The 17,526-nt window shown below is 38.3% G+C and carries 12 protein-coding genes; 7 read left to right on the forward strand and 5 right to left on the reverse strand.

Annotated elements, in window-relative coordinates:
• Nucleotides 1–61: 61 nt before the first annotated feature.
• Nucleotides 62–1,708 (reverse strand): substrate-binding domain-containing protein, encoded by a 1,647-nt coding sequence (locus tag ACKTT2_RS19870; RefSeq protein ID WP_407890066.1) that lies wholly within the window; start codon nt 1,706–1,708, stop codon nt 62–64.
• A gap of 1,036 nt (nt 1,709–2,744) precedes the next feature.
• Between ACKTT2_RS19870 and ACKTT2_RS19875 the strand changes: the two genes are divergently transcribed.
• Together ACKTT2_RS19875 and ACKTT2_RS19880 are read left to right on the forward strand one after the other, a co-directional pair.
• The gene (locus ACKTT2_RS19875) at nt 2,745–3,263 is read left to right on the forward strand and encodes a LemA family protein (RefSeq protein WP_407890068.1); all 519 of its coding nucleotides are present in this window, start codon (nt 2,745–2,747) and stop codon (nt 3,261–3,263) included.
• A 76-nt stretch (nt 3,264–3,339) separates the two neighbouring features.
• A complete protein-coding gene (locus ACKTT2_RS19880) occupies nt 3,340–5,022 on the forward strand; it encodes a DUF3137 domain-containing protein (RefSeq protein WP_407890070.1) in 1,683 nt (560 codons plus the stop codon).
• A 70-nt stretch (nt 5,023–5,092) separates the two neighbouring features.
• Here ACKTT2_RS19880 and ACKTT2_RS19885 read toward each other — a convergent pair whose 3' ends face one another.
• Nucleotides 5,093–5,632 (reverse strand): hypothetical protein, encoded by a 540-nt coding sequence (locus tag ACKTT2_RS19885; protein ID WP_407890072.1) that lies wholly within the window; start codon nt 5,630–5,632, stop codon nt 5,093–5,095.
• Between ACKTT2_RS19885 and ACKTT2_RS19890 the strand changes: the two genes are divergently transcribed.
• Nucleotides 5,603–6,499 carry an ATP-binding response regulator gene (locus ACKTT2_RS19890; RefSeq protein WP_407890073.1) on the forward strand — a complete coding sequence of 299 codons (897 nt, stop codon included), beginning with the start codon at nt 5,603–5,605 and terminating at the stop codon, nt 6,497–6,499. The two genes, ACKTT2_RS19885 and ACKTT2_RS19890, sit on opposite strands and share 30 nt — an antisense overlap.
• A gap of 252 nt (nt 6,500–6,751) precedes the next feature.
• Here the strand turns inward: ACKTT2_RS19890 and ligA are convergent, their stop codons facing one another.
• Nucleotides 6,752–8,827: an NAD-dependent DNA ligase LigA gene (ligA, locus tag ACKTT2_RS19895; RefSeq protein WP_407890075.1), complete on the reverse strand. Its 2,076-nt coding sequence runs from the start codon at nt 8,825–8,827 to the stop codon at nt 6,752–6,754.
• A gap of 821 nt (nt 8,828–9,648) precedes the next feature.
• Here ligA and ACKTT2_RS19900 point away from each other — a divergent pair.
• On the forward strand, nt 9,649–10,698 hold the full coding sequence (locus tag ACKTT2_RS19900) for a trypsin-like serine protease (protein ID WP_407890077.1): 1,050 nt from the start codon (nt 9,649–9,651) through the stop codon (nt 10,696–10,698).
• A 93-nt stretch (nt 10,699–10,791) separates the two neighbouring features.
• On the opposite strand, the gene ACKTT2_RS19905 is transcribed toward ACKTT2_RS19900, so the two are convergent.
• Both ACKTT2_RS19905 and ACKTT2_RS19910 read right to left on the reverse strand, forming a co-directional pair.
• Nucleotides 10,792–12,159, reverse strand: a complete 1,368-nt coding sequence (locus ACKTT2_RS19905) for a hybrid sensor histidine kinase/response regulator (protein WP_407890079.1) — start codon at nt 12,157–12,159, stop codon at nt 10,792–10,794.
• Between the two features lie 485 nt (nt 12,160–12,644).
• Nucleotides 12,645–14,801, reverse strand: coding sequence for a sensor histidine kinase (locus ACKTT2_RS19910; protein WP_407890081.1), 2,157 nt, complete (start codon nt 14,799–14,801; stop codon nt 12,645–12,647).
• A 433-nt stretch (nt 14,802–15,234) separates the two neighbouring features.
• Here ACKTT2_RS19910 and ACKTT2_RS19915 point away from each other — a divergent pair, with 433 nt between their 5' ends.
• The 3 genes from ACKTT2_RS19915 to ruvX all read left to right on the forward strand — a co-directional run bounded on the left by ACKTT2_RS19915 (nt 15,235) and on the right by ruvX (nt 17,500).
• Nucleotides 15,235–15,438, forward strand: a complete 204-nt coding sequence (locus ACKTT2_RS19915) for a hypothetical protein (protein ID WP_407890083.1) — start codon at nt 15,235–15,237, stop codon at nt 15,436–15,438.
• 279 nt (nt 15,439–15,717) lie between these two features.
• Nucleotides 15,718–16,959 carry a GNAT family N-acetyltransferase gene (locus ACKTT2_RS19920; protein WP_407890136.1) on the forward strand — a complete coding sequence of 414 codons (1,242 nt, stop codon included), beginning with the start codon at nt 15,718–15,720 and terminating at the stop codon, nt 16,957–16,959.
• Between the two features lie 52 nt (nt 16,960–17,011).
• Nucleotides 17,012–17,500 carry a Holliday junction resolvase RuvX gene (ruvX, locus tag ACKTT2_RS19925; RefSeq protein ID WP_407890137.1) on the forward strand — a complete coding sequence of 163 codons (489 nt, stop codon included), beginning with the start codon at nt 17,012–17,014 and terminating at the stop codon, nt 17,498–17,500.
• Nucleotides 17,501–17,526: the final 26 nt, after the last annotated feature.

Genomic DNA, 17,526 nt, shown 5'->3' on the forward strand with positions numbered 1-17,526 from the left:
CTGGTGAGTCCAGCGCTGCAGGCGGGTCTCCCGCCGTAGGCGACTGGCGAACCCGTAAGGGTCACTGGTCACTGATTACTGATTCATCCGCAGAATTTGATACCATTGCAGCAATCTCTGAGAATTTAGGATACAAAGGAGTCACAACTGCCACTGGTGCTTCCCAATCTAAATCTAATGCTTTGTCATCCTCTAGTAGATCTTCATTTGGACTTGCTGGCTCAGTTTTAGTGCGCTCGGAGACACGAATATCTTCATCGTCAACAACTTTGGTACTATCAGAAACACGAACATCTCCATCACGAACAACCTCTGTTGATGGTTGCACGTTCTCTGCTGTAACTGCTTCCGATTCCTGCCACTCAACAGGTGTAGACGAAGTAGTGCCTTGAGTAGATTCTTCTTGTTCGTCAGTAGCTAGTTCATCCCAAACATCCGGCAAAGGAGGGTACACAGCCTTTTGTAATGAAGGTTGTTTTTGGAGTGAATTAGGAGACACCATTGGTATCGCTCGCAAATCCCGATCTTGCCGCGATCGTCTTTTATAGGAACGCCATAAAATTAATCCACCTAAACTAAGAGGTATCATTAACCAAAACAGAGAAGCTGTTTCTTGCGTATTTTCACGATTATCGGTAGGAGGTACAAACGCTCGATGACTGGGAGAAATCGATTCTGAAGTATCCTTCGGGGTAACAGCATTTGTGGACGGTTGTGTAGGTGTCGCCTCGGTGTTTGGTGAAAGATTGGGGTTATTCGTGACTGAAGTTAGGTTTGAGAGACTTGTGTTTTTGATAACCATTGCTTCTAAGCTTTGGTTAACAGTTACAATTCCACTATTCCTAGCATCTTCTATAACTTGCTTTCCTTCAGGCGTTTTGGCAAAAGCGAGAAAACGACTTGCAGGGGAGCTAGGGTTTTTCTTGTAAACGTAGACTAAAGGCAGTGAAAAAGGATACTTCGAGTCTGTTGGTAAAGTCCCGTGTATTGGCACAACTCGTACTCCGGGCAGTTGCGATACCCAATCTGCTTTGATATAACTAATACCATCTATCCCTAATTGCTTCACCAGTTCTGAAGTATCCTCTTCAGCTATCTCGATTGTGTTGGAACTTCTAGTAAAGCCCCTCGATCTAAAGATTGAATATCCGCTTAGAGCTTGGCGTATCTCGCTTGATTCAGGGCGATCGATAAAACGAATTTTACCTGAAGTGCGACCCAAGCGAGACCAGTTAGTCATTCTTCCGCGAATAATTCTGGCAAACTGCTTAATTGTCAGACTACCCTTAAAAGGATTATTTTTCCCTACGACAACGGCAATTTTGTCGCGCCGCAAGCGAACTAATTCCAATCCTTGCGCTTTTTCATCAGGTGTCAAACCGCGCCCAATTGCAGCTATATCAATATTTCCTGCTTCCAGCGCTTGGAGTGCAGCCTCCATTCCACTAGCAGCCACCTCTACTTCTGTACCAGAAACCCGTTTTTCAAAACCTTGTTTCAATTTTTGATTAATTGCTAACATTCCATCCGAACCATCAATCCGTACCTTAAGATCGCTCAGAGTTTCTGGAAGGGGGGAAGATAAAGCTTCAGAAGATTGCGCCCGTACAAAGTTCGACACGAAAAGAGTTGTTACTGGGGTAAGAATTAATGCCAGCAGTAAAGATAAACCAATTGTCGAACTATCTTTTTTTTCTTTTTGCCACATATGCCCCATCTTAAGGTAGCGGAATTCAAAGATATACCAGTCTTAAATACGATTTTCCGGATAAGATGCATTAAATAGACATCTCCAGAAATTAATTATGTATTACCCAAAAGTCTTGGTAGGGGCGCGGCGGCTTTGCGCCCTTACATCTTTTTCGGAGATATCTATTATACAACCCTGTCAATGTTTTTTCTCGGTAGGAGATTTACTCACTGTAAATCTTAACCCTAGTTCACTTTACACTCTCAAAGCCATAGAAATTGAATACTTATTTTTTCTTAATTGTTTTTTAGAAAATTTTTATAAATTCATACATAAAAATCATCAATAATTCGTGCGAATTTAAGTATTGTAGTATTGTAGAGTGGGCATTGCCCACCACCAAGTCTTTTGTGCGGCATAGCCCTACTTACAGTACCTAACATTGTTTATAAATGATTTAGGATTGCTATATACCAATTAATATCTAGGTTAAAATAAATTATTCTAACTATAAAACCTCCGGTTATAAGCCAGAGGAATTGGGTTTTGTCTTATGCTGTGGGTCTTTTTACAAGACCTTATCTGTTATAAACAATATTCTTTTTCTAAGCCCAATAGTTGCCAAATTGCCGAATTAACAGCGAATAGTGAATCTCTAAACTGAATGATTACCGAGCGCTGCTCCATTTTCTTACCAAAACAAAACCCTAGATTTATAATCTAGGGCATCTGGTGTTGCAAAAATGATGTGCATGACGATTTTCTTGTATTAATCTATCCTTGAAGTTCTATAGAAAATCGCCAAGTTGGCAAAAAAACTTATCTTCATCAAAACTTTAAATCCATTCGTTAATAGTTCTAATTTATTAAAATTTTTTTAAACCTAGTTACTCTTCCGTATTTTTTCTATTATAAAAATATTTTTTGCTGATAAAATATAAGGTGAAGAAACATAAATAATTTATAAAAAGTTTTATGTACATAAGGCATTATCCATCATATTAATATTCTCACTATAAATATCAAAAAAATTATAGTTAACAAATAAAACAATATGTCAAAAATGTTATTAGTTGGATTTTTTTTAACATTTTTACTAATATCTAGTATTGTTGTTTTGCTCTATAACAGACTAGTGTTTAGAAAAAATCAGGTTAAGAAAGCTTTTAGCAGTATTTATGTACTGTTGAAAAAAAGAAGCGATTTGATTCCTAAGTTAATAGTAATAGTTAAAAGTTATATGAAATACGAGCATGAAACTTTAACTGAAATTGCTAGTTCAAGATTGAAAGCAGCATCGAAACAAGTAATAGTAAATAATAAAATTGAATTAGAAAATCAGGTATCAAGAGCAATCAACAATATTTTGCTTGAGATCGAGGCATATCCAGATTTGAAAGCAAACTACCATTTTATCCGCTTGCAGGAATCTTTAAATGAGGTTGAAGAGCAGATATCAGCCGCAAGGCGTTTTTATAATAGTGCTGTTACTGACTACAATAATTCGTTAGAAATGTTTCCCACCAACTTAATAGCTTTATTTATAAATTATCGTAAAAAAGAGTACTTATAGCTATAGATTGAGAAAGATGCAATGTAGAATTTTGAATTTTTTTAATCTGTAAATAACTTTTTATCAAAGTATAGATATGTCAGAAGATATTCAATTACTAACACGCGGATATGAAGCATTAAAACTCAAACAATATGCAGAAGCAGTTTACGTCTTAGAGCAATTTTGCCAAAAGGTTGAACTAGAAACTCAACACTATTTTCAAGCCCAAAGATGTTTGGTGAAAGCCTATCTAGGTAACGGACAGTTAGAGAGTGCGATCGCATTATGCCAGCAAATGGCAAATAGCGAGCATAAGACAACACAAATTTGGGGACAACAATTTCTAACTACTTTACAGTTAAATAATCAAAAAGTAATATCAAAAGTATTTGAAAAATCAACTTCTCCGAGCGAAGATACATCTCAAGAAGAATCTTCTCTGGTATCCGAGAACCATATAGAAGCACGATTCAAATTAAGAAGCTTAACTGAATTTAAAAGATTTTGTCAGGAAAACTTATTAAATGATTTACGATTCTTTGAAGACAAGAGGATACAAGTTTTCAACTCGATCGCTATTGGAGGAGTTATCTTTTTAGGTACTCTATTTTGTTTTGTACTATTTTTTCCTGTTATATTGTCACATTTAAATTCACTAGAGTATTGGCTAGATATTAATATTTATAAATTGCAATTATCAATACCTACTGTATTTATCATACTTTTTTTTAATTATTTAGTTGTTTTATTTTTTGTTTGTTGGATTTGGATTGCTTTTTATAGCTCTGCAATGGAAACATATGGTAGTGGTTTTAAATCTCAAATCATTGAGAAAATTTTTAATTTTGTGAATATAAACAAAACTTTAGAATATTCCAATATTATACCAATTACAGAAATTGAACAAACAAAAGCTGCTTTGATACAAAGTCAAATTTTCCAAACTTTTATAAAACCTAATCAACTTTTAGAAAATAATCGTATCTTCGGTCACATTGATGAAACATTGATTTGTTTTTCAGAGATTTATGCTGAATTAGAAGTGAATCACTCCTGGACTAAATACATAGATATTAATTACTTTTTTGGTTTAAATGAAGAAAATCTAATAGTTATGGATTCATTAGAGTCTATAATTATATCTTGTGCGAGATTAATGTTATTTTTGATAATTTTTATTCCATTCACAATATATATATTATTTTTAGTATTAAGACTATTAAAAACTAGCTTATTTATAATAAATACAACCTTCCAAGGAAAAAAAATAGATTATAAACGTTTTGAAAAAGAAGTGTTAATCAATGAATTGTCTCGAAAAAAGATATTCACTGGTATATTTTTTAGAGCTGAGTTTAATAAAAGAATTAAAGGAAAGACAATTGTTTTACCAAATAAATTAAGCTCAAATCTTAAAACTTTAAACTTAGGGACAAGCGAGTTGATTAATCTAGAGGATTCTGAATTTTCTAAGCTGTTTACAGTTTATGGAGATGACCAAGTTGAAGCAAGATACATTCTATCAACAAACTTGATGGCAAAGTTAGTCAAGTTTCGGCAGAAAGCACAAAAGAACATTTATGTTTCTTTTGTTGAAAATACTATTTATATTGCTATAGAGTATCCCGAAGATATTTTTGAACCCAAGTTATTTCATAGTATGTTCAACTTTACTCCTTTGAAAGGATACTTCGAAAATATACAATTAATGTTAGGAATTGTTGAAGATTTAAATCTTAACAGATATATTTGGGGAAACCCTAAAAATAGAGGTTAGGGCGTGTTTTGAAGTTACTCATTTATCCTTCTAATTTTTTAAATTACCCTAAATCCCCTATCCAACATTTTTAACCAAGGCGATCGATACCAACGTGTTCTTCATAAGCATACCAATTGCTAGAAAAGCCTTTAATATCTAAACTTTGAAGAGAAAATCTAACATGATTCTTAACCATTGGAAACCTGACGGCACCACTACCATCAGGTCTGCCAGTTGTAAGGACAAGTTCAGTACCAGCCGGAATTATTTGTTTAAATTCATCTTTAAGAATAGATGAGTCAACAGGTTCGCGTTTGAAGACAGTTTCCGTATTAACAACAATTTTTAAAAAATTTCTTTGGTTACCAACAGAATCGCGATCGACAAAAATTTTGACCTCCTTATTGTTTTGTTGTTCGGCAGCAATATCACCTACCGTTTGTATAGGGAAAAATTCGTCAGAAAATATATCTACGTGTGGTGCAAATACGTACCAACTAGTAAAGCCTTTAAAGCGAAGGTTCTTGAGTGTAATTCTATGATGATCTTGAGTAATTTTGAAGTAGAAGACACGGGTATTGGTATTCCAGCAAAAGATTTGGATATCATTTTCAACGCCTTTGTTCAAGCGGAAGCTGGAAAAGGAGCAATAGAAGGAACCGGATTGGGATTAACCATTAGCCGTAACCTAGCCCGTTTGATGGGAGGTAACATTACAGTTAGTAGCATAGTTGGTCAAGGTACGACTTTCCAATTTACCCTTCCCGTTCTGCTTGCTACTCGTGTTGATATGCAACCAGAACAAATCAACCGCTTGGTTATCGGGCTGCTTCCCGCTCAACCGCAATACCGTATTCTTGTAGTTGATGACCAGCTAGAAAATCGCTTGCTATTGGTCAAACTGTTGACTGACTTGGGATTAGATGTGCGAGAAGCAACAAACGGGCAAGAAGCGATCGCACTTTGGCAAGTATGGCAGCCCCATCTTATTTTGATGGATATGCGAATGCCGGTTCTTGACGGTTACCAAGCAACAAAATGGATTCGAGAACAAGAAAAGGCAGCTAACGATCGCAACCAACCCTCGAAGATTATTGCTTTGACCGCTCATGTATCGGACAGCGATCGCGACCTTGCTCTAGTTTCAGGTTGCGATGATTATATCAGCAAACCCTTTCAAGAAGAAACCTTGTTTGACCAAATGGCGAAATATCTAGGAATTTCCTACTTATATGCCGAGTGCGAACCGCCATCAACAAATAGCGATTTATCTGTCAACAATGTACTAACCTCTGAAAGTTTGTCCGTTATGCCAGCAGCTTGGATTGCTCAGTTACAGCAGGCTGCATCTTTGTGTAATGAGGAGAAAGTTTGGCTTGTCATTGAGCAAATTCCACCAGAACACGAGTTTTTGGCAGCAGAACTACGTCAATTGTCAGAAAACTTTGAATTCCATCGAATTGTCCAGTTAGCACAAGTCGTTGTCAATAGTTAAGAAGGCAGAAGAAAGGGATTCCCAAAAAATAAATTCTGGAGCTTGTGGGATGGGCATCCTCGCCCGCCATTGACATAGGACGGGCGAGGACGCCCCGCAGTTGCTTCAACGGGGGGCTTTGGGGTCCCCTTTGGGGTTGGGGGGAAACCCCCGCAACGCACTGCTCTTCGCACCACAAAATTTTGGGAGATTTTTTTACTTAGAAGTTCCTAAGAAGTCAGAGGTAACTATCTTTCCATCCGCCATCTGCCCTCACCTCTCCAAAAGCGCCAACAACTGCTCCTCACTCAACTGAGCAACACCTAACTCCTGTACCTTCGTCAACTTAGAACCTGCATCTTCCCCCACAACCAAATAATCAGTTTTCTTACTTACAGAATCCGTAACTTTTCCCCCAGCTTTTTGAATCAACTCCTTCGCTTCGTCTCGCTTTAAAGTTGGTAGAGTTCCAGTAATGACAAAAGTTTTCCCTGCTAACTTTTGATTGCTATCGTTTTGTAAAACTTCATCTGGTAATATTTCCAATTGCAATCCAGCATTTCTAAGCCGAGAAATCAAAGTTTGATTTGCATCAATACGGAACCACTGATAAATAGACTGAGCAATTTCCGAACCAATACCGTGAATCGTTTCAATGTCCGCTTGTGTTGCGTTAGCCAACTGTTCCACAGTCGCAAACTTTTCTGTCAAAACTTGTGCGGTCACGTTTCCAACATGACGAATACCCAAACCATAAAGCACGCGAGACCAAGATTGGTTTTTAGATTGGGCTATGGCTTCCACCAATTTCTGTGCGGACTTTTTCCCCATCCGATCCAACTCACATAGCTGTTCTTCTGTCAAGTCATACAAATTAGCAACAGAATGCACAACTTCTTTATCCACAAGTTGATGCACTAGCTTTTCACCCATACCCCTAATATCCAAAGCATCGCGACTGACCCAATGCTCAATTGCTCCTTTCAAAATCGCAGGACACGAAGCATTGACACAGCGAGTCACCGCTTCATCCATTTCCCGGACTACGGGTTGACCGCAAACAGGACAATGGGTAGGCATGACAAAGGGTTTTGTACCTTCAGGACGAAGTTCTGGAAGAACTCGCAAAACTTCTGGGATAATTTCCCCTGCTTTACGCACGATCGCAGTATCCCCAATGCGGATATCTAATTGAGCAATGCGCGAGGCATTATGTAGAGTAGCACGAGAAACAGTAGTTCCTGCCAACTGCACGGGACGCATTTCTGCAAGAGGAGTCAACGCCCCAGTTCTACCTACATTTACAGAAATATTTTCTACACGAGTTGGTGCTTCTTCGGCAGCATATTTTAGCGCCACAGCCCAACGGGGGAACTTTTGCGTAAACCCAAGTTGTTCTTGAAGTTTGAAAGAATTCAGCTTTACGACTACCCCATCTGTCATGTAAGGTAAGTTTAGCCGTTCGGTGTCCCAGTGTTCGTAATACTGTGCAACTTCTTTTAAAGAAGAACACAAGCGCTTGTTGGGATTTACTCGAAATCCCAGTTTCTGCAACAATTCCAGTGCTTCCCACTGAGTGTTAGCAATGCTGGCATCATCTCTACCAGGAATATGCAACGTATAAGCAAAGAAATCTAAACGTCGTTGCGCGACAATTCGGGAATCTAATTGTCTGAGTGTTCCCGCCGCTGCATTCCGGGGATTAGCAAATACAGCTTCACCAGATTTTTGCCTTTCTTGGTTGATTTTTTGAAATACGTCTAGGGGTAAAAATGCTTCACCCCGCACTTCTATTCTTTCTGGTAAAGAAGCACTTGCTATGTCAGATGTTTCAGACGCGCTATGGCTTGTGTCTGCATTTAGGCGCAAGGGAATCGAGCGAATAGTCCGCACGTTTTGAGTAATATCTTCCCCCGTTGTGCCATCTCCTCTGGTTGCACCCCTGACAAGAACGCCATTCTCATAAGTCAATGCTAAAGCAGAACCATCTATTTTGAGTTCGCAGACGTAATCCACTGCGCCCGTATTGGTCGATTGTCTCCGCCAGCGTTGCTCCCAATTATTTAACTCATCTATATTAAAAGCATTCTCTAAACTATAGAGAGGAATGTTGTGACGCACTGAGATAAACTGAGTCGCCGGTTTTTCTCCAACCCGTTGAGTGGGACTATCCGGTAACACCAAGTCTGGGTGTTGATTTTCCAGTTGTTGTAATTCTCGATACAACTGGTCATAAACTGCATCCTCCATGATGGGAGAATCGAGGACGTAATAGGCATAACTCGCCTTTTGTAAGAGTTGTTGCAGTTCTTGTATGCGCTGTTTAGCTTCCGTCTCCATCGCTGTCATCGTCGTTCCCAAATTAGCAATCTGTCTTCACTATTAACAAATTTGTAACTAATAGCTTAATTAAATTTAACGAACTCTGTCCTCTACTTCAAAAAGAAGTTACTCCCTTCTCGCTTCTAAGATTACCTATGGAAGTAGGGTGGGCAATGCCAACCAAAAGTTTTATGTGTGGCATAGCCCTACCTACAGTACTGAGATTTTTTCATAAATCAGATAGGATTGCTACATGGCATGAATTTTTTTTAAGTTACCTATTGGTTACAGTTTCGGAAATTACTGTTGAACAGTAACTAGTGACTAGCGATCGACGAACAGTAATCCGTGAATTCCCCTATTTGCAATTAGGATATTTAAAGAAAGAAACAAAATATTATTTCTTCTATAGCACTCCTATTTGATTTTTTAATTATATGTAGGGTGGGCATTGCCAACTAAAAGCTATGTGGTGGGCTGTCTTCCCTACCTACAATACTTAAATTTCTTTCACAATTCAGATAGGATTGCTATATCTTACTTTTTTCATGAGTTTTCGGCTTAATAACACTTTAAATTTGAACGAGCAAATATGTTTTTATTGTAAAAATACAGATAATTATTTTCACAATTTTGAGTATTAAGAAAAAACATATAACCGTAAAAATACTATTTCATAAATTTATTAAGTCTGTTCATATCCGAGTATTTACTATTAGCTTTTTCTCAAACGAACAGCATAATATTTATTCAGTAATAATAGTTAGGTGTTGAACAACGATTTGAACGGGAAGGTTGAGTAAAGTTCTTTTCCAAATTGTTTACTGGTAAATTTTTGCCAAACATATATGAAAATATTTCAAAAAGCCCTTGTGCCAGTAGTTGTAGCTTTAGCAACTACTTTTGGGGGCTGTTTATTGAATGCAGAAGCAGCTACCTTTCGCAAACTCAGAACCTTAGAGAATGAAAAACGTCCGCGTTATGTCACGGCAGAGAATCCAGTACATGCTGTTATCAATCCAGGAATGGGCTTTGATGGTGTTGTAGATTTACTCATCAAATCTGATACAGAAAATTTTGGTTGTTCGGGTTCTTTATTAACTTCAGGAAGACATATTCTGACAGCCGCTCATTGTTTTACTGACGGCAATCAAAATATTATTACTAATAGTATTAAAGTTTTTTTCGATCTACCTACAGGTTCTACATCCAGAAAAAGCGCAAATCTCTTTATTCATCCAGACTGGACTGATGATTTTAGCATTATCAACGGCGATATTGCGATCGTAGAACTAGCATCGGAAGCGCCCATAACAGCAGAACGTTATGATATTTATCGCACAACAGATGAATTTGGAAAAATAGGCATCAAAGTAGGTTATGGTAATTCTGGTCATGGTAATGAAGGAGATGTTTCATGGGATGGATTGAAACGTCTTGGAAAAAACATTTACGATGCTCCAGGTGAAATGTTATCCACGCTACCCCAATTAGCAACTTTCCCAGTACCTAGTGCTGTTTTAGCCTATGATTTTGACAATGGGTTACCAGCTAACGACGCCTTTGGTATGTACTTCAACATTTCAGACACTGGGCTAGGATTAGATGAAGTCAATTCAGCACCAGGTGATTCTGGAGGACCAACATTTATCAATGGACTCATTGCTGGAATCACATCGTTTGGTACGTGTTATGCTTACCCGGAGTGTTCGGGTTCTGATATTGACAACATTTTAAATTCCAGCTTTGGAGAATTTAGTGGCGATACTAGAGTTTCAACATACGCAAACTGGATTGACAGTATCCTTAGCCGTCCTGCAACAGTCCCCGAACCTCGTACAATCGGTGCAGTCTTGCTAGCAGGATTCGTAGCCCTTCGTTACCGGAAAAAAATATGATTGGTTAGTGGTTAGTGGTTAGTGGTTAGTGGTTGGTGGTAGGCAATGCCCACCCTACTAACAACTAACTACTATCAACTAACCACTATCAACTTATTCATCATCAGCATCCAGTGGAATTTCAATAATAAATTCTGTTCCTTGACCGAAAGAAGAAATACATTGTAATATTCCATTGTGTTTCTGAGTGATAATTTGGTGACTGATTGAAAGACCTAATCCAGTTCCTTTGCCTTCTGCCTTTGTTGTAAAAAAGGGATTAAATATTTGATTTTGTACGGATTCGCTCATTCCTGGTCCATTGTCTGCAATCCGGATAAAAACTTTTGTGTCTTCAACAAGTTCAGTTGTAATACGAATTTTTGGACAATGGGAATTAGGAGTAGATTCTATTCCCCATGCCCTATTTCCCATTCCTTCTTCCAAAGCGTCTATAGCATTTGTTAATAAATTCATAAAAACTTGATTGAGTTGTCCGGGATAGCATTTAACAGGAGGCAAGTTTTCATACTCTTTAATTACCTCGATCGCAGGACGCTTAGGTCGAGCCTTGAGACGGTGTTGTAAAATCATGAGAGTTGTTTCTAATCCATCGTGAATATCAACAGCTATCTTTCGATCTCCGTCTGCACGCGAGAAGTTTCTTAGGGACTGCATGATTCCTTGAATGCGATCTGTACCAAGTTTCATTGAAGAAATAAGCTTGGGCAAATCCTCTAATATATGATTTAAGTCAATCGCGTCAATTTCTTCTTCTATCTCGCTGCCTGGATTGGGAAACTGTTTTTGATAAAGTTTCATGATCTGAACGAGGTCAGCAATATATTGGTCGGCATAATGTAAGTTACTAAAAATAAAGCCCAAAGGATTATTAACTTCATGGGCAATACCAGCAACAAGCTGTCCTAAAGAAGATATCTTTTCACTTTGTACTAGCTGCAATTGAGCTTTTTTGAGTTCGTCAAGAGCTTCTGAAAGTTCGGCAGTTCTACTTTTTACTCGATGTTCGAGTTGCTGTTTCTGCTGGTCTAACTCTAGATTCAATCGCCTAAGTTTTAAATGGACTTGTATTCTAGCTAATATTTCTTCTTCTTGAAATGGTTTAGTGATATAGTCCACGGCTCCTAAATTCAGTCCTTTGACTTTTTGTCCTGTCTCAGAAAGGGCAGTCATAAAAATAATAGGAATATCTTTTGTTGTTGGATTTGATTTAAGTATGCGGCACGTTTCAAATCCATCAATTTTTGGAATAATTATATCTAACAAAATTAAATCTATTGGTTTATTGTAAGCCTCTTCAATGCCATTTGTCCCATCCATTGCGATTAACACATTATAACCTGCATTACTTAAAGTAATATTTAAGTAATCTAAATTAACTTTACTATCATCAATAACTAAGATTGTTTCTTGTCTTTCTAAAGATTGAATATCGGTTTCATGTTGATGCCAAGCGTTCATGCTAGTTTACCCTTAATTTTTTTAAAACTGATGCAAATTTGAATTAGCTTTATTCTTACTTACTACAATAAGTATTTGTAAAATAGTAATTCTCAGTAAAAATACTGTAACAAAACCACATTTTTTTCAATGACATTATGGCACAAGCGAAATTCCTCCAGGGTAGCGCTCAAGTAGTAGTTCTCATACTTGTGTTAAGAGAATGGGTCGAGTTTATAGTTCCCAAATAGAAGTTGGAAATCTAAGTATATTGAAAATAATTCAAAGAAACTTGCTTACTGCGGGCAGACACTGACTACTCCCTTTGGGCTCTAAAATTACCGATCTTTGTAGGTGGGCAGTGCCAACCCTACTAACCATTAACTACTAATCACTCACCATGTAGGAGCGCAATGCCTTGCGCCCCTACTAACCACTAATATATTGTTGTAGCTACTTCCTTTCTACTCAAGTTGAATGGTAGGCAGTGCCCACCCTACTAACCACTAACCACTAACCACTAACATATTGTCAAATTGTACGAGCGGCAAAGTAATAATGAACGTTGTTCCTTCTCCCCAAGCAGAATCTACTTCAATTTTACCTTTATGCTTCTGAATAATTTGATAGGAAATCCACAACCCCAATCCAGTACCTTTTCCTACTTCTTTTGTTGTGAAAAAAGGATCGAATATTTTATCTTGTAACTTTGGTTCTATTCCAGAACCGTTATCTTTAATTTTAATACAAATTCCTTCAACAGAGTCATCAAAAGTCACATTTTCTGTACAAATTTCTATTCGACGGATTCTCCTTTGTTCTTTTTGTAGTAAAGACGAATTTTTAATAATAAATAATTCTTTTAAAGCATCTATAGCATTACTTAAAATATTGATAAATACTTGATTCAAGTGTGCGGGATAACATTCAATGGATGGTAAGTTACCATATTTTTTAATGACTTCAATTTCGTCTTTAAATTGATGATTGACAAATAATAAAGTGCTTTCAAGTCCTTCATGAATATCCACAGTTTTCATTTCAGCTTCATCCAACCGCGAGAAGTTTCTCAATGATAAAATAATGTCACGAATACGCTGAGCACCTATTTTTATTGAGGACATCAGTTTAGTCAAATCTTCATTAATAAAAATGAAATCAATTTCCTCAATAAGATTTTGAATTGCTGGAGTTGGTTGAGGATACTCTTTTTGATACAGTAATAGTAATCTTTGTAATTCTCCTATATAGTCCTTAGCGTAAGCTATATTGCCATAGATAAAGTTAATAGGATTATTAATTTCATGAGCAACTCCTGCTACCATATTACCGAGGGAGGACATTTTTTCTTTTTGAATTAATTGTGCTTGAGTTTGCTGTAGTTCGTTTAACGCTTCACTTAATTGCTCGTAAGCTAAATTTAATTCCTGATTTTTATGTAAGAGCTGTTGAGTCCTTTCTTGCACTCGTCTTTCTAAAGTTAATCTTGCTTGTTCTAACTGTTGGGTGTATTCTGCTACTTTACGAATTAGACTGTTGAGCGAAACTGCTAGTATCCCTACTTCATCTTGACTGGTGACAGGGGCTTGTAGCTCAAAGTTTGATTCTTTCGTGACTTTTTGTGCAATTTGAGTGACAACGAGCAAGGGATCGGAAATTCTTCGCGCAATCCTTTTCCCTACAAAAATTGTTATCAATGCGCCTAATATAAAAAAAACCCATAGCCTCAACCATAAAAACTGGAGAGTTTTGTTTAAGGGGGAAAGGGATTTTAAGACTGTAATTGTTAAAGATGTATTACTCAAGTCCGCGATCGCAACACTTTTCGCTAAGTAATCTTCTCCCGCAATCACAGAACGTTGAGGTGCATCAGTAACAGGAGGCGGTTGCCAATGCGTTTTGCAAGCAGGTGGTATTGTGGAGGCATAGACACATGAGAAAGATACTTTATCGGATACTGATAATTTAGTTGTATTGAAAGCAACTATGTGTTCGCCTTTCATGGGGTCGGCGTGTTGAAATAGTTGTTGCTTGATAACAGTACCTAGTTCAATAGCACCAATAATTTCTTCTTTATCTCTAATAGGTGCTAACCCAACTAATACTGATTTTATTTGACCTTCTTGTTGAGAGACATAAACGACATCAGAAGGAAATAAGCCACTCAGTGCGAGGGAAATACTTTTTCGATCTTCTAAAAATGACTCGTCTAATGCTGGTTGTTTCAAATTTAACAGGGCTTCACCGTTTTGGTTAACGACTTTCAGTAAATCTAAATTTAAAATCGTTTTTTCTGATACCAATAAATTCCTAAGTGCTTGCGTATCCGCTTGCTTAATTGCGGTACGCACATCTTCTCGCTCAGCTATCAGCTTTGTCCAAGATTGTAAAAATTGTTTTTCTTTGTGTATTGCTTGCAATACAGCTAAAGTAGAAGTCTCAAGATGACTGCTTATCTGCTGCTCCAGACTGCTACTGAACCAGTAAGCAAAGTTAATAATTGCAAGCACCATAATGCTAAAAAAAACCAGAAGAAATGGCATAACGATTCTCTGGCTTAGAGCTAGTTTTGAATAACTAGCTTGCAACTTCACGCCTCGCACAGCAGTTCCTGAATTGACTTGTCGGCTGATAATTTCTTTAGAGGAGTTGTGAATTGACATTTTTTTCAAGATAAATCAGCAACAGTTGTTACATTTTTTTGGTGTATGACACAAACCTTGCTTTTAGCAATTTTTTCAGTGGCTTTACCCCTAATGTCTGCTGCTTTTTTATTTCTAGCTTAGAGTAATCAATTATACTGCAAAAACTTGAGACCCCCTGTTTGTTAACTTTTCTTATAAAGCAAACGGTAGAAAGCAGAAGACAAAAGGCAAAAGTCAAGTTTTGTTAAAGCTCACACATCGATTTTCGACTTATTTCTGTCAAATCAGGAACAATGCGGATATTTTTCCTCTAAATTCCCTACACTCTACTCTCTACTCCCCAATTCATTAAAGTTCATTACGAAGTACGAAGTTTAGGCAAAACAACATGATAAGTATAAAGAATGTAAACAATCCAATGACATAAAAATGTAAGGAGAACAGAGTGGCAATGGAATCAAATTTTACTAAGAGCGCGATCGCCGTACAAGAACGTGAAGATTTTAGTGAATATGTTGCCCACCTACAACTTCACATGACTCTACAAGCTCGCAATCTGGTTCCATCTCTGAAGCAGACTATGGAAGATAGCCGGGAGCAACTCCTCCATCAGACTCAAGCACATTTTGAAAAGCTTGTTTCTCGTCAAAGTTAGTACATGAAGGCAGAAGTAAGGAGGCAGAAGGCAGAAGTGATTTATCCCTTCTGCCTTCTGCCCTCTGCCTTTCTTGTTAAATAAGGTAAAAATAAAATAAGATAGAAGCAGATTTTGTCGAAGTGACGATAAGTCATTCTCAACAAAGTCGGGTTTTTAAGTATTTTTGTTGTAAAATCAACCTTTTGGTTCACTAGAAACAAGTGGAAAGCCGCTAATATGATTGCAGCAGTTCCTTACTTTTCAGTGACTAAAAGCTGAATGGCGGCTTGAATGAAAATGACTTCCTTGCTTTCTCGAAATCTCAGCGTTGTTATCCGACCTGTCCAGCACCGGGATCTGGATGGTATTGAGCGTCTAATTCAAGAGTCATTCGCCGCTCAAACTCCCAAAGGCTCTGGCGATGCTATGCGGCAAATGCAGTCGATGCGCCGTTGGTATGGATTATTGAAGTTTTTGAGTTGGTTTCCCAACCCCCTACAGTATGGTCTTTGTGCTTATGTTGCGGAACAGGGACGCACGCTATTAGGCACGATCCAAGTCTCGCCCTTTAACCGTACCCACAGTACGTGGCGGGTTGAACGTGTGGTTTTAGAGCGAGCCACAGACAAGCAAGGAATAGGCTCTCAACTTCTGCGCCATTGCTTTGAGTCGATTTTAGAAGCTCGCACTTGGATTTTGGAAGTTAACGTCAATGACAAAGACGCATTGGCACTTTATCGGCGAAACGGATTTCAACGTTTAGCGCAAATGACTTACTGGGAAATTGAACCAGAGTTGCTTCAAGAATTGGCACAAGCAGAACCAGACTTACCTAACCTCTTACCTGTTAGCAATGCCGACGCGCAACTGCTGTATCAATTAGATACGGCATCCATGCCACCTATTGTGCGGCAAGTATTCGATCGCAATGCTGATGATTTTAAAACAAGTCTGTCGGGCGCTTTGACAGAAGCAGTGAAGCAATGGTTGACAAAAACAGAAGTTGTCAGTGGGTACGTGTTTGAACCCCAACGCAAAGCAGCAATCGGTTACTTTCAAGTAAGGCTCGATCGCAAAGGACAGCAGCCCCACGTAGGAACTCTAACCGTAAACCCCGCTTACACTTGGTTGTACCCAGAACTGCTGTCTCAACTGGCGCGAATAGCTCAAGATTTCCCTCCCCAATCTCTACAATTAACCTCAGCAGACTACCATCCAGAAAGGGAAGAATATCTCGAACGCATTGGAGCAACTCGTACAGAACATACCCTGATGATGTCTCGTTCGGTATGGCACAAGCAACGGGAATCAAAGTTTGTCTCCTTAGAGGGAATTCAATTACCAGAAATGCTACAGGGTTTGCAACCAGCACACAAACCAATACCAGGTGGAATGTCGTGGACGCCACCAAAACAAAAAAGGCAACCAGCACCAGAAAGAGTACAACCCAATCCCCCTCAAGACAATGTAAGTTTTTCATGTAACAACAGCATGGAAGCGTGTCAGCCCGAAACCACAGATTCTTCACAGCAGGAGTAGAAGAGTGAGTTTGGAAGGACTTGGGGATAAAGAAATACGGGGAGTAGAGGATATGGAGATACAGGAAATCCCAAAATCCCCTACTCCCCAAAGGTACGTGTATGCCCTAGGATTAGATGTAGGTAGCAAACGGATTGGTGTAGCAGGATGCGATCGCACAGGATTGATTGCCACAGGGTTAGTCACTGTTGAGCGCACCACCTTTGAGAAAGACGTAGAAAAGCTCCGCCAAATCGTTCGCGCTCGCGAAGTGCAAGTTTTGGTTATAGGATTGCCTTATTCAATGGACGGCTCTTTGGGGTTTCAGGCACGCCAAGTGCAAAAATTTGCCAAAAGACTTGCCAAAGCGCTCAACCTTCCTATGGAATATATAGATGAAAGGTTAACATCCTTTCAAGCAGAGCAAATGCTGATTGCAGAAAATCGCTCGCCTTCTCGGAATAAAGGCTCCATCGACCGCAAAGCAGCATCTATTATATTACAACAATGGCTGGATGCAAGGCGATCGAACTCCAAACATCAAGAGGTTGCCGTTGATTGATACAATTATTTAAGGTAATCTTTACA

It is taken from the genome of Scytonema hankhaensis NUACC26 (genome assembly GCF_045865695.1).
In the GTDB taxonomy this organism is placed as follows: domain Bacteria; phylum Cyanobacteriota; class Cyanobacteriia; order Cyanobacteriales; family Nostocaceae; genus Scytonema.